The organism is Octadecabacter sp. B2R22 (assembly GCF_018861045.1).
Taxonomy (GTDB): domain Bacteria; phylum Pseudomonadota; class Alphaproteobacteria; order Rhodobacterales; family Rhodobacteraceae; genus Octadecabacter.
The window spans coordinates 206,307-218,617 of record NZ_JAHKQJ010000005.1 but is presented as its reverse complement, the minus strand read 5'-3'; the positions used below and the strand labels follow the sequence as shown (position 1 = coordinate 218,617).

Annotated in this window: 14 protein-coding genes; 10 read left to right on the top strand and 4 right to left on the bottom strand. The window is 53.7% G+C overall.

Annotated features, from left to right (window positions below; genetic code table 11):
* Window positions 1-34 precede the first annotated feature (34 nt).
* The 4 genes from KO486_RS03610 (at window position 35) to KO486_RS03595 (ending at window position 5,500) form a co-directional block, all read left to right on the top strand.
* Complete coding sequence (locus tag KO486_RS03610) at window positions 35-1,879, top strand: ABC transporter ATP-binding protein (protein ID WP_216035876.1); 1,845 nt, start codon at window positions 35-37, stop codon at window positions 1,877-1,879.
* Entirely contained in the window at window positions 1,876-3,726 is a 1,851-nt protein-coding gene (locus KO486_RS03605) for an ABC transporter ATP-binding protein (protein WP_216035875.1), read from the top strand. Before KO486_RS03610 ends, KO486_RS03605 begins: the two co-directional genes overlap by 4 nt.
* Complete coding sequence (locus KO486_RS03600; RefSeq protein ID WP_216035874.1) at window positions 3,727-4,929, top strand: RsmD family RNA methyltransferase; 1,203 nt, start codon at window positions 3,727-3,729, stop codon at window positions 4,927-4,929. It begins immediately after the preceding gene.
* 79 nt (window positions 4,930-5,008) lie between these two features.
* Complete coding sequence (locus KO486_RS03595) at window positions 5,009-5,500, top strand: L,D-transpeptidase family protein (RefSeq protein ID WP_216035873.1); 492 nt, start codon at window positions 5,009-5,011, stop codon at window positions 5,498-5,500.
* Between the two features lie 3 nt (window positions 5,501-5,503).
* Here the strand turns inward: KO486_RS03595 and KO486_RS03590 are convergent, their stop codons facing one another.
* The gene (locus KO486_RS03590; protein WP_216035872.1) at window positions 5,504-6,061 is read right to left on the bottom strand and encodes a CAP domain-containing protein; all 558 of its coding nucleotides are present in this window, start codon (window positions 6,059-6,061) and stop codon (window positions 5,504-5,506) included.
* A gap of 163 nt (window positions 6,062-6,224) precedes the next feature.
* On the opposite strand from KO486_RS03590, the gene KO486_RS03585 reads away from it, so the two are divergent.
* Window positions 6,225-6,818 (top strand): L,D-transpeptidase, encoded by a 594-nt coding sequence (locus tag KO486_RS03585; RefSeq protein ID WP_216035871.1) that lies wholly within the window; start codon window positions 6,225-6,227, stop codon window positions 6,816-6,818.
* Between the two features lie 149 nt (window positions 6,819-6,967).
* Window positions 6,968-7,159, top strand: coding sequence for a hypothetical protein (locus KO486_RS03580; protein WP_216035870.1), 192 nt, complete (start codon window positions 6,968-6,970; stop codon window positions 7,157-7,159).
* An 82-nt stretch (window positions 7,160-7,241) separates the two neighbouring features.
* Here KO486_RS03580 and hemH read toward each other — a convergent pair whose 3' ends face one another.
* Window positions 7,242-8,294, bottom strand: coding sequence for a ferrochelatase (gene hemH / locus KO486_RS03575; protein ID WP_216035869.1), 1,053 nt, complete (start codon window positions 8,292-8,294; stop codon window positions 7,242-7,244).
* 56 nt (window positions 8,295-8,350) lie between these two features.
* Complete coding sequence (locus KO486_RS03570; protein ID WP_216035868.1) at window positions 8,351-9,172, bottom strand: methyltransferase domain-containing protein; 822 nt, start codon at window positions 9,170-9,172, stop codon at window positions 8,351-8,353.
* Between the two features lie 28 nt (window positions 9,173-9,200).
* On the opposite strand from KO486_RS03570, the gene KO486_RS03565 reads away from it, so the two are divergent.
* From KO486_RS03565 to KO486_RS03550, 4 genes are read left to right on the top strand one after another with little or no spacing between them, the layout of a single operon-like run.
* A complete protein-coding gene (locus KO486_RS03565) occupies window positions 9,201-9,920 on the top strand; it encodes a ComF family protein (protein WP_216035867.1) in 720 nt (239 codons plus the stop codon).
* A gap of 31 nt (window positions 9,921-9,951) precedes the next feature.
* Window positions 9,952-10,209 (top strand): glutaredoxin 3, encoded by a 258-nt coding sequence (gene grxC / locus KO486_RS03560; RefSeq protein ID WP_216035866.1) that lies wholly within the window; start codon window positions 9,952-9,954, stop codon window positions 10,207-10,209.
* A complete protein-coding gene (locus tag KO486_RS03555; protein ID WP_216035865.1) occupies window positions 10,206-11,033 on the top strand; it encodes a carbon-nitrogen hydrolase family protein in 828 nt (275 codons plus the stop codon). The genes grxC and KO486_RS03555 overlap by 4 nt, the downstream gene beginning before the upstream one ends.
* Window positions 11,034-11,038: 5 nt before the next feature.
* Complete coding sequence (locus tag KO486_RS03550; RefSeq protein WP_216035864.1) at window positions 11,039-11,488, top strand: MarR family transcriptional regulator; 450 nt, start codon at window positions 11,039-11,041, stop codon at window positions 11,486-11,488.
* 2 nt (window positions 11,489-11,490) lie between these two features.
* On the opposite strand, the gene ubiG is transcribed toward KO486_RS03550, so the two are convergent.
* The gene (gene ubiG / locus KO486_RS03545) at window positions 11,491-12,237 is read right to left on the bottom strand and encodes a bifunctional 2-polyprenyl-6-hydroxyphenol methylase/3-demethylubiquinol 3-O-methyltransferase UbiG (RefSeq protein WP_216035863.1); all 747 of its coding nucleotides are present in this window, start codon (window positions 12,235-12,237) and stop codon (window positions 11,491-11,493) included.
* Window positions 12,238-12,311: the final 74 nt, after the last annotated feature.

Sequence of the window (12,311 nt, the reverse complement as noted above, 5' to 3'; positions counted from 1 at the left end):
GCGATCTATTCAGGGGCGAAAGGAAACCTTCCTCGTGTTCCGCTTCTTTGAAAACCTCGTTGATCCTTACCAATCTTATGCTGAGGACAACATACCGCCAACGCGCCTTTGGCCGTTCCTGAAAACCTATGTGAAACCATTTAAAAGAGTATTCTGGGCGGCAGGAATCATGTCCGTTGTTGTCGCGACAATCGAGATTTGGTTGATCGCCTATATGGGCCGTCTGGTAGACCTCATTGCGCCGGGTGGAGAGGTGTCGTTTTGGGCGGACTATGGATGGGAATTCATCATCGTCGGGGTGTTTTTGCTGACGCTGCGGCCTTTGCTGCAAGTCATCGATGTTGCATTGCTAAACCAATCTATAATTCCGAATTTTGGTACAATCGTTCGCTGGCGCGCGCATCGTCATGTCTTGCGGCAATCGGTTGGCTGGTTTGAGAACGACTTTGCCGGGCGCATTGCGAACCGCATCATGCAAACGCCACCTGCGGCGGGTGAAGTTGCGTTTCAGGTGTTTGACGCGGTCACGTTCTCGCTTGCGTATATTATTGGTGCAGCGGTTCTTTTAATGGGTGCGGATGTCCGGTTGCTGCTGCCGATGTTGGTTTGGTTCGCTCTTTATGTAGCGCTTATGCGTTGGACAATCCTTAGGGTTGGACCCGCTGCCAAGGCATCATCTGATGCGCGATCCGAAGTCACGGGCAGGGTTGTGGACAGCTACACCAACATTCATTCCGTCAAAATGTTTGCTCATCATGACAACGAAGTCAGTTACGCCCGTGAGGCGATTGAAAAGACCCGCAAAGCTTTGCAGCGGGAAATGCGGCTTTATACGATCATGGACGTCTCTTTGGTTTTATTGAACGGCTTCCTGATCGTGGCGGTTGTTGGTTGGGCGCTTTGGCTTTGGTCTGGTGGGTTAGCAACGGCAGGTATCGTCGCTGCTGCTGCTGCACTCACATTGCGGCTGAACGCGATGACGGGTTGGATCATGTGGGCGGTCACCAACTTGTTTCAAAACCTTGGGGTTATCTCGGAAGGCATGGAAACCATTGCCCAACCGATTACGCTTACCGATGCAGAAGCTGCGGTTGATTTGGACGTCACAGAAGGTGCTATCACGATACAAGGATTAACGCACCATTATGGGCGAACATCTGGCGGTTTAGATACGTTAAACCTAACGATACCGGCCGGTCAAAAAGTCGGACTTGTTGGGCGGTCAGGGGCTGGGAAGTCTACGCTCGTAAAGCTGTTGCTGCGTTTTTATGATGCGGAAAGCGGGCGTATTTTGATCGATGATCAGGACATCTCTGACGTGTCACAAGACAGCCTGCGCCAAGCCATCGGTATGGTTCAACAAGACAGCTCCCTTTTGCACCGATCTGTTCGTGACAACATCCTCTATGGTCGGCCAACTGCCACCGAAGAACAGATGATCGCGGCCGCAAAACAGGCAGAGGCACATGACTTTATCCTCGACCTCGAAGACGGGCAGGGACGGACAGGTTACGACGCCCAAGTCGGTGAGCGTGGCGTTAAGTTGTCAGGCGGTCAACGCCAGCGCATTACTCTTTCGCGGGTCCTACTCAAGGACGCACCGATCCTGTTGTTAGATGAAGCGACCAGCGCATTGGATAGTGAGGTCGAAGCCGCAATTCAGGCGACGCTCTACGATATGATGGAAGGCAAGACCGTGATCGCGATTGCTCATCGACTATCCACAATTGCGCGAATGGATCGGATTATCGTCTTGGATGAGGGTCGAATTGTCGAAGACGGAACACATAATGATTTGATCAACCAAGGCGGACCCTACGCCGGATTCTGGTCAAGACAATCAGGTGGCTTCATTGACGCCGACGGAGGCGATTTATGATCGTGCAGGCCTATCAAGACGGGATCAAACGACTGGGCGGACTGATTGACAGCCAGATGGCAGCATCGGGCCCACCACCATCAACGCTTGCTCGATTCTTTAGATGGGCCTTGTCGGGTGCGTGGCGGATCATTGCGTTTGCAGCTTTCGTATCCGCGATCGCCGGGGCCAGCGAAGTGCTCGCGATGTTCTTGCTCGGACGCGTTGTCGATATCGCGGTGTCTTCTGACCCCCTTTCGAATAGCGTCGGTGTCTTGATTTCGGCTGTTGTTCTGTTGCTGTTCATACGACCGGCTCTTTTCGGGTTTTCGGCGTCGTTTCAATCGGTGGTGATTGGGCCGAACTTGTTTACTCTCGTCGTTGGGCGATTGCACCGCTGGACGTTGGGTCAGGCTGTCACATTCTTTGACAATGATTTCGCCGGCCGCATTGCCCAAAAACAAATGCAGGTAGCGCGGTCCCTGACAGAAGTGGTGATCGAGACAGTTAACGCTGTCCTTTTCGCGCTTGCAACTGTCATAGGCACGGCTGTTTTGATTGTTGGAATTGATGCCCGCCTTTTGATTATCCTTTTGCTCTGGCTCTCCAGTTACATTGTTTTCTTGCGGCTGTTCCTGCCGCGCATTCGCAAACGGTCAAAGGCGAGGGCAGGGGCCGCCGCGATGTTGACGGGTCAGGTTGTTGATACGATCACCAATATCAAAACGGTGAAACTGTTCGCTGGCACGCGACATGAAACAGACGCCGCGCAACACGCGATGCAAGACTTACGCGCGCGTGCGCTTGATTTCGGTGAGGTCGCAGTGCTGTTCCGATTTGGGCTCATCACTCTTGCGGGCATCTTGCCTTTGGCGATGGTCGGGTTCGGCCTATCGATGAGGGACTCTGGTGTTTCGCCTGGTGACTTGGCTGCAGTGGGTGCGGTGTCCATCCGCCTTAGCCAGATGACAGGTTGGGTGAGCTTCGTGCTCATGGGAATTTTCTCGCATATCGGGGAAGTGGAAGACGGGATGCGCACCCTCACGCCCGCGCACCAACTAACGGATCATCCTGATGCCGCGCCCTTGGAGGTTACGAAAGCTCAAATCGAATTTCGCGATGTGTCGTTCCAATATGGCGGTGAGGTTGGCGGTATAGGCAACATCAATCTAACGATTGAACCGGGCGAAAAGCTGGGGATTGTGGGGGCGTCGGGCGCAGGGAAATCCACACTCGTTGCACTGCTTTTGCGATTGTATGACCCCGAAGACGGCGCAGTTTTGATCGATGGCCAGACGATCTCAACTGTAACCCAAGATTCTCTTCGTGATGCTATTGGAATGGTCACGCAAGAAACGGCGATGTTTAACCGCTCCGCACGAGACAACATCACCTACGGGCGCCCTGATGCTACGGACGATGAGATGATCGCCGCCGCAAGCAAAGCCGAGGCGCATGAGTTCATCAAAGACCTCTGCGACAACCAAGGCCGTACCGGTTATGACGCGCATCTTGGTGAGCGCGGTGTGAAATTGTCAGGCGGACAAAGACAACGGATCGCTTTGGCGCGAGCAATGTTGAAGGATGCCCCTATTCTTGTGCTGGATGAGGCGACATCGGCTTTGGATAGCGAGGTTGAATCTTCGATCCAGTCGGCGCTTTCGCGGGCCATGATCGGCAAGACCGTTGTCGCAATCGCGCACCGGCTATCTACGATTTCTGGTATGGATCGCATAATTGTTCTGGAACATGGCGCGATTGTAGAAGAAGGACGGCATGAAGACCTGCTCGCCAAGAACGGGACTTATGCAAAGTATTGGAATCGTCAGTCTGGTGGTTTCGAACAAGGACAGAATGCGGCGGAATAGATGATTGAAAAAGTTGAACGATTGACGCTAGCAGGAATGGGTCAAATGCCTGACGGGACGCTGTTGGAGCGCGTATTGCCTGGCGAAGAAGTTGAAGTGCAAGCCGATGGCAGTGCCCGGATCGTCACTCCGGTTGTAGACCGCGTCAAACCGCCATGCCGTCATTTCAAAAGCTGCGGTGGCTGTTCGTTGCAACATGCATCGGATGCGTTTGTCGGGAGCTGGAAAGCGAGTGTTGTTGAGCGAGCGATGACAGCGCGTGATTTACCGTTTCCGTTTCGCACGCTTCATACGTCGCCCCCAAACAGCCGACGACGCGCGCGGCTTTCTGGGCGTCGCACAAAAAAGGGCGCGATGGTTGGGTTTCACGCGAAGGCTTCTGATGCGTTGATTGACGTGCCGGATTGCCAACTTCTGACACAAGCAATCATGGACGGTTTCCCAGCGCTGGAAGCGTTGACAGCAATTGCAGCTTCTCGAAAGTCAGAGGTCAATTTGACTGTAACTGATACGCTGGGTGGTCTTGATGTTTTGGCTGAAACTGATCGCGAGTTGACTGGACAGTTGCGAATTGAGCTTGCGGGCTTGGCTGAGACTCATAACCTCGCTCGCTTGGCTTGGAACGAAGACGTTGTTGTGACACGCAAGGCGCCCGAACAAGCCTTCGGGAATGCCCGCGTTGCGCCGCCGGCGGGTGCTTTCTTACAAGCGACCCCAGAAGGCGAGGCGGCTTTGGTGGCTGCAGTTCTTGAGTCGAGCAAGGGCGCGAAGCGGGTTGTAGATCTGTTTTCGGGAGCGGGCACGTTTTCATTGCCCTTGGCGGGTCAAACAAGCGTTCATGCCGTAGAAAGCAGCGAAGAAATGCTTGAGACATTGGATCGTGGATGGCGGCATGCCTCTGGCCTTAGGACAATCACAACCGAAGCTCGGGATCTATTTCGCCGCCCGCTTGAACCGGATGAACTGAATAAGTTTGATCTTGCTGTGCTTGATCCTCCTCGTGCTGGCGCGGATGCGCAGATCGCTACGCTTTGCCAATCCAATCTAAAAAGGGTCGCAATGGTGTCTTGTAATCCCGTGACATTTGCGCGGGATGCGGGTGCCCTGATCGCTGCTGGGTTTGACCTAAATTGGATTGACGTTGTGGATCAATTCCGTTGGTCGCCTCACATCGAAGTCGTGGGCGATTTCACACGTAAGTGACGTCCTGGACTTATGAATACCTAGAAAATTCTGCCAGTTTGCGTTAACTATTCAAAAAATAATCTTTGAGGCAGTATTAATGATGAACCGTCGTACCTTCTGTAGTGTCGCCGCATTGTTTGCGCTGACAGCCTGCTCGAACAAGTTTCGTGTTTATACTGGGCCGCCGGTTACAAGCGTTGTTGTTCAGAAAGCGCGTCGTCAGATGTTCCTGATGCACGGAAATGAAGTCCTCAAAGACTATAAGTTCGAGCTCGGGTTTGCGCCGGTCGGTCACAAGTCAGTTGAGGGGGATGGCCGCACACCGGAAGGAGCCTACTTCATCGACCGTAAGAACCCCAACAGCAACTTTTATCTGTCTATCGGGATATCGTACCCGAATGCTGAAGATCGAGCGCGCGCTCGCGCCCAAGGCAAATCCCCCGGGGGCGATATTTTCATTCACGGCACACCGCGTCCTGCGCGTGGCGAAGAGGATTGGACAGCGGGCTGCATTGCAGTTCGGGATCGTGAGATGGAAGATATCTACGCGATGGTAAATGTCGGGACGCCGATCTTCTTGTATGCGTAGCTACTACTGAAGGGGAACGGGGTTTGCCTGTGCGACAACACCGCGTGTTGTCCCGTCAGCGAGAACCAACGTCCACCAAATCTTACCATTGCCTTCTTGGAACCACGCAAAACCCATTTCTGTAGCGTCTGCTTCTAGCAATACAGCACGTGTGTTGGGTTCACGCATCCAAGCTGCGAGAGTTTCGAGTTCTGTCTCATAGGTCTCGGAGATTGTTTCACCCGTGAGCGAACCGCCGTATCCCACGCGACGCAACCGATCGAGCGGTGAAGACCCGTCAGAGCCAAAGTGCCATGGGCGGTTTTGTACGGACATGTCGCGTGAATGTGTGGCCGCGGCAGCGTTCAATTGCGAATTGAGCTGAACTGCCCCCGCGCCAGACGCTTGACGCAAGGCATTCAGGCTGTCGAGCATGCGAAATTGGATGTTGTCAGCATCTTGCGCTCCGATCCGGTAGACCTGCGGCAAAGGCAAACCATCGGGGCCAACTGAGGCCTGTGGAGCCCCACAAGCGGCTAAGCCAGTTGCTAGAACACCCAAAAGAAAAGAACGGCGATGCATGTAAGAACCCTTATCAATTTAGAATCCCATACCCCGACAAGCGTTGCGTTTCAAACCCACATCAGCGTGAAGGCGCTGAAAAGCCCTCAGTTTTATTTGCGAGCGCGGTAAATGCGCCATAATAGAGCACTTAACGCAGACGTAACCGGTGGGAGCCCATCCGATGACTGATTCGACATTCAAGAACTTGAGCCGTCGTGGGTTTCTTGCCACTTCAGCTGCAGCTTTGGGCACAGGCGCTGCAGCGCAGACCGAAAACTCGACAGAAATTGAAAACGATATCTCTCAATCGATCTCGCGGAATATATCCAGCTTTCGGACGCTTGATTGGCGCCCTTACTTTACCAACCTGAACAACGGCGCAATTCTCGTGGATATCCAATCACGGGCGCTTCATTTTTGGAACGCCGATCAGTCGGTCTACAAGCTATACCCAACAAGTGTTCCATTGACGGCCGATCTAACGCGGACCGGTCGTACGTCAGTTGTGCGTAAAGTTGAGGGTCCAAGCTGGCGCCCGACGCCATCAATGATCGCACGGAATCCAGAATGGCCGGCGTTTGTAGGTCCGGGTCCAGACAATCCATTGGGCACTCACGCGCTTTACCTGTCTTGGACGTATTACCGTATCCACGGCACGCACGACACGCGCAAAATTGGCCGTCGTTCGTCCAACGGGTGTATCGGCTTGTTCAATGAGCACATCGCCGAGCTATTTGGGATGACCAATGTGGGTACACAAGTGTTGCTGATTTGACGACATTTTGTCGAAGTGTTGGCCATGGCACGACTAATGCCTTTGCATTCTGATCATTTTCATGGTTTGGGGAGTCTAGAGGGAAGTCTTGGGTGCCCATGGCTTACACCTCAATTATTTTGCCGTGGGCAATAACTTGGAGAACTAAAATGAAAAAATTCGCACTTGCTGCTGCATTCGCTGGCGCCGCTTCTACTGCTTTCGCAGGCAACATGTCTGAGCCAGTAATGGAAATGGCACCTGTTGTCGTAATGGAAGAAACAGCTTCTTCTTCTTCTGGCGCTGGTCTGATCGTTCCACTGATCCTGGTTGCTTTGATTGCTGTTGCTCTGGCTGACTAAGCCTAGCTTCTAAGCATTACTAATTAAGAAGGCCGCTCCATATTGGAGCGGCCTTTTTACTTTCTAGGTTCGGTGCTGGGTACTACAGCCAACCACCAAGGTTCTTTTCAACGATACCTGCCAATGCATCCATGTGGGCTGCATCATCGTTCAGACAAGGAATATAGGTAAAGTGTTCGCCGCCAGCTTCCTCAAAACTCTCTTTGATCTCTTCGTTGATCTCTTCCAGGGTCTCAATGCAGTCAGCTGAAAACGCAGGTGCACAAACAGCGATGTTTTTTTTGCCAGCTTCGGCAAGGCGTGCAACTTCTTCAACTGTATAAGGCTGCAACCATTCTTCAGGGCCAAACCGGCTTTGGAATGTGGTCACGATTTGCGTGTCATCCCAGCCAAGCCGTTCTTTCAGCAGCCGCGTCGTTTTCTGGCACTGGCAGTGGTAGGGGTCGCCCTCCATCAAGTAGCGCTGCGGAACGCCGTGATAGGAACAGACGAGAATTTCGGGTTTCTTTTCCGCTGCTGCGTAGGCGGTCTCGATGGATTGCGCGAGGGCCTCTATGTAGGCAGGCTCTTCGAAATACGGGTCAACGACACGAACGGTCGGCTGCCACTTCTCTTTCATCAGCGCGCGAAAAAATTGATCGTTCGCCGAAGCCGAAGTCGCACCAGCATAATGTGGGTACAGCGGGAAGAAGAGGATCTTTTGGCAGCCCTGCGCAATGAGGTCCTGCACTTTGGATTTTGTCGACGGATTGCCGTACCGCATGCAGAAATCCACAACGACGTCGTCACCGTAGATTTCAGCCAAACGGGCTTTCATCGCGGCTGTCTGCTGTTTGGTGATCGTCAGCAACGGGCTTTCATCAGCATCAGTGTTCCAAATGCTTTTGTAGGCCGCACCGCTAGAAAAGGGCCGCTTCGTCAGGATGATCAATTGAAGTAACGGCTGCCATTTCCAAGACGGGTAATCGACAACCCGCTTGTCGCTCAGGAATTCTCCGAGGTAGCGGCGCATGTTCCAGTAATCTGTGCCGTCAGGTGTACCGAGGTTGGCAAGCAAAACACCGACTTTGGCGGGTTTGACCTCGGGGTGGTCAGCAGGGGCATGCATCGGGCATTGTTGGTTCTGGTTGGACATAGGGCTACTCTTCTTCGAATTGGCCACGACGTGCGACGCGGTGTTTATAGATACGTTTATTCATCGGATCGATCTAGGGGGGTCTCTACCGTTCCCAACGCGTCAGATAGACGCGTCGTTGCGGAGCCTGGGCGCAAGGGTTTCGGCTGGCTTTCGGACGGCGCCCAACCGGTAAGCGTTGTAAACTCGAATGTTGCGGGGATACGGCCATCCTCCATCGCAAACGCGTCAGCATAGCGTTCCATTGCTTGAGCGAAGATCGTACGACGTGTCGGCGTCTTCTGCCGAGCGGCCATCGCATTGCTTTCGCCCATTGCGCGCAAGTCTCGCATTAAATGGATCGGCGTGTCGTATGTGACGGTCAAAGGCAGGATATCGGCGACGGGCAATGCAAAGCCAGCGCGCTGCAAGATGCCTCCGAGGTCGCGAACCTCGGCCATTGGTAAAACCCGTGGTGACAGTCCACCCGTCTGAGCAACTTCGGCTTCGGCCAGCACGGACCGCAGCTCATGAAGCGTTTGGCCGGAAAATAGCGTCGCAATAAACAGCCCATCTGGACGCAGTGCGCGCCTACACTGAACCAATTGGCCAATGGGGTCGTCAGCCCAATGCAGCGACAGTGCATGGACCACGAGATCATGGGCCCCTTCTTCAAGATCGAGCGTTTCAGTATCTTCAACCACTTTGGCGCTGGGCATCCATTCTGCCCAAGTCGCCGGAAATCCTGTCACGACCGCGGGTGTTGTAAAGGTTCTGTTAACCTCTTGCAGTCTCTCTTGGACATCATCGGCGGCTGCCGCTTGAAGAAACATGGCGTCAGCACGTCCGCGGTTGCGGGTCAGGGCTGATCGGTCGGTGAGTTTGGGCGGCGTTGTCATGGTTTTGATCTAGGAGAAAGCGGCAGGAATGCAAAGCCTCATCAAACTTCTTTACCCGCCTCAATGCGTCATGTGCGATGATCGTACCGAGATTGATTTCGCCCTATGTGGGTCTTGTTGGGCTGATACGCCCTTCATCGATGGGCTGTGTTGTGATGCCTGTGGCGCCCCATTGCCCGGGGATGATGCGTCTGTGGACGGGTTGCTGTGTGACGACTGCATGGTTGTCGCTAGACCATGGACCAAAGGGCGCGCTGTCCTGGTATATAGAGACAAGGCGCGGCGGTTGATTTTGTCACTGAAACATGGGGATAGGACAGAACTTGCTCGAGCCGTGGCACCATGGCTCGCGCGAAAGGCGGACGAGATTTGTGCGCCCGATACATTGATCATCCCCGTTCCGCTTCACCGCTTTCGGCTCTTACGACGAAAGTTCAACCAAGCGGCTTTGCTCGCACAGTACCTCGCGCAGATCGGTCCGATGGACTGCATTCCAGATGCTCTTGTCCGAAACAAGAAAACCGCGCCGCTTGAAGGGCACAATCGAGACGAAAGGTTTGCCGCCTTAGAGGGCGCTATTCAGGCGCACCCAAAACGTCGCACGGCGTTGTGTGGGCGACGAATTCTTCTAATTGATGACGTCATGACGTCTGGTGCAACCTTCGCTGCTGCAACAGAAGCTTGTTTTGCAGCCGGAGCCAAAGATGTTCAGGTGCTAGCACTGGCACGCGTGGTCAAGGACGCTTAGATAGGAAGAAACCGATAAAAGGACGTCCCTGATGGCAACTGTTGAACTTTATACCACTCCGATTTGCGGCTTTTGTCATGCGACCAAGCGGTTGCTTGATTCCAAAGGTGTTAGCTATTCCGATGTGGACGTCATGGCCGATCCATCAAGGCGCGCGGAAATGACTCAACGGGCGAACGGCGGCCGTACCGTACCCCAAGTTTTCATTGATGGGGCACACATCGGCGGCAATGCGGAATTGCAGGCTTTGGAACGCGCCGGCAAACTTGATGCTCTGCTGAACGGGTGAAGGTTGCCATCCTCCAACTGACGTCGTCTGACGATCCGGCAGAAAACCTCGCGATGGTGCAGGGCATGATTGCGGATGCGGTCAGTCAGGGCGCCGAGTTCATCTGTACGCCCGAAGTGACAAACTGCGTCAGCCTTGATCGCAAGCATCAAGCGTCCGTCTTATCCTATCAAGAAGACGATCCATCATTGAGCGGCTTACAAACGTCAGCCAAGGAACACGGAATTTGGTTGTCGATCGGTTCGTTGGCCTTGAAGGGAGGCGACGGGGATCGTTTTGTGAATCGATCATTCTTGATCGCACCGGATGGAAAGATAACCGCCACATACGACAAAATTCATATGTTTGATGTGCAAGTGAATGAAACCGAAACTTACGCGGAATCGTCTGGCTATGCCCCCGGGAATCAAGCTGTCGTTGCTGATATCGGCACTGCCAAGGTCGGTTTGACGATTTGCTATGATCTACGGTTCCCATATTTACATCGCGCCTTAGCCAAGGCTGGCGCTGATATCCTGCTCGTACCGGCCGCGTTTTCACCTGTTACTGGCGTGGCTCACTGGGAACCGTTGCTTCGTGCGCGCGCCATTGAGACAGGCTGTTTCGTCATTGCTGCCGCCCAAACAGGAACACACGCTGCGCAAATTGGTAAGCAACGCACAACATACGGGCACTCGTTAGTTGTTTCACCGTGGGGTGAGGTCTTGGTTGACGCTGGTGTCGCACCTGGTGTGACTCTCGTTGATTTTACGCTGTCGGACGTGCCAAGGTCGCGCGAGCGCATTCCCGCGTTGTTACACGACAGAGAGTTTAGTGGTCCGTAAACCAAATGAGTACTCAATCTGACAGCCTAGCAGTCGCTCTTTTTAGCGAGATCCTGACTGTTGACCAATTGGTGCGCAACAACATGACGCGCGCCTTGCCTAAAGGAATGGAGTTGTCACATTTTTCTGTTCTGAACCATTTGGCGCGTTCGAAGTCGGAAAAGACACCAGCTCAACTCGCAGAGACATTTCACCTTACACGGGGCGCAATGACCAACACATTGCGCAAGCTCGAAGTGTCAGGGTTCATTCATATCCGACCGGATTGGGATGATGCCCGCAGAAAGCTAGTCACGATCAGCAATACAGGACGTGCCGCCCGCGATCAGGCGATCGCGGCAATCGCTCCCGTTATTGCTGAAGCCGTCGAAAGAGTAACGGACGAAAAAGTACGCCCTGCCTTGGCTGTCCTCAGAGAGCTGAGGTTGAGCTTGGATGAGAAAGAGAACGGCTGACCCTACGCGGGTTTCACAGACGCCGTTACATAGTTCACTGACAGATCGGTGTCGGAAATTGACCAGCTCCATCCTAGAAAGTCGAACTTGAATCCTTTTCGATCGACGGGCGTTAGGCCCGCTTGTTGCAAGAGGCCAAACAGCTCATCCGGTGTAATGAACTTGTTCCATTCATGTGTGCCTTTAGGAAGCCAACGCATAATGAATTCGGCGCCAATGATCGCCATGCCAAAACTCTTTGGATTGCGGTTGATGGTTGAGCAGATGTGCAATCCGTTTGGCTTTAGCAAATCATGACAGGCGGTTAGATATGAAAGAGGGTCGGCGACATGTTCGACGACTTCCATATTCAAAACCACATCAAACTGCTCACCGGCGGCGGCCATGTCCTCGGCGGTGGTATGGCGGTAATCTATCTTAAGTCCTGACTGTTCCGCGTGAACTTGCGCGACAGGGATATTTCCCGCCGCGGCATCAGCCCCAACGATTGTAGCCCCCAACCGCGCCATCGGTTCGCACAGCAATCCGCCGCCACAACCAATGTCGAGAATTCGAAGTCCGTCAAACGGCGCATCGGCACTGAGATCTCGATCATACTCAGAGGCGATCTGGCGCGTGATGTAATCCAATCGTGTTGGATTCAGCATGTGGAGCGGTTTGAACTTTCCTTCCAAATCCCACCAGTCCGCGGCCATTGCTTCGAACTTGGCGATCTCTTTCGGGTCTACGGTCGTTTGGGCGGCAGACATTTTGGCTCCTGACTGGTGCGGCACGCCAAATCGGCGCGGTAGGCTTCTGGGCATCTATCGTGACGCACTATATA

Excerpts from the sequence above, each read along its gene's own strand:
- KO486_RS03580 (WP_216035870.1), top strand. The coding sequence starts at position 6,968 with ATGAAAAAATTCGCACTTGCTGCTGCATTCGCTGGCGCCGCTTCTACT.
- KO486_RS03585 (WP_216035871.1), top strand. The coding sequence starts at position 6,225 with ATGACTGATTCGACATTCAAGAACTTGAGCCGTCGTGGGTTTCTTGCC.
- KO486_RS03565 (WP_216035867.1), top strand. The coding sequence starts at position 9,201 with ATGCAAAGCCTCATCAAACTTCTTTACCCGCCTCAATGCGTCATGTGC.
- KO486_RS03605 (WP_216035875.1), top strand. The coding sequence starts at position 1,876 with ATGATCGTGCAGGCCTATCAAGACGGGATCAAACGACTGGGCGGACTG.
- KO486_RS03590 (WP_216035872.1), bottom strand. The coding sequence starts at position 6,061 with ATGCATCGCCGTTCTTTTCTTTTGGGTGTTCTAGCAACTGGCTTAGCC.
- ubiG (WP_216035863.1), bottom strand. The coding sequence starts at position 12,237 with ATGTCTGCCGCCCAAACGACCGTAGACCCGAAAGAGATCGCCAAGTTC.
- KO486_RS03570 (WP_216035868.1), bottom strand. The coding sequence starts at position 9,172 with ATGACAACGCCGCCCAAACTCACCGACCGATCAGCCCTGACCCGCAAC.
- grxC (WP_216035866.1), top strand. The coding sequence starts at position 9,952 with ATGGCAACTGTTGAACTTTATACCACTCCGATTTGCGGCTTTTGTCAT.
- KO486_RS03550 (WP_216035864.1), top strand. The coding sequence starts at position 11,039 with ATGAGTACTCAATCTGACAGCCTAGCAGTCGCTCTTTTTAGCGAGATC.
- KO486_RS03595 (WP_216035873.1), top strand. The coding sequence starts at position 5,009 with ATGATGAACCGTCGTACCTTCTGTAGTGTCGCCGCATTGTTTGCGCTG.
- hemH (WP_216035869.1), bottom strand. The coding sequence starts at position 8,294 with ATGTCCAACCAGAACCAACAATGCCCGATGCATGCCCCTGCTGACCAC.
- KO486_RS03600 (WP_216035874.1), top strand. The coding sequence starts at position 3,727 with ATGATTGAAAAAGTTGAACGATTGACGCTAGCAGGAATGGGTCAAATG.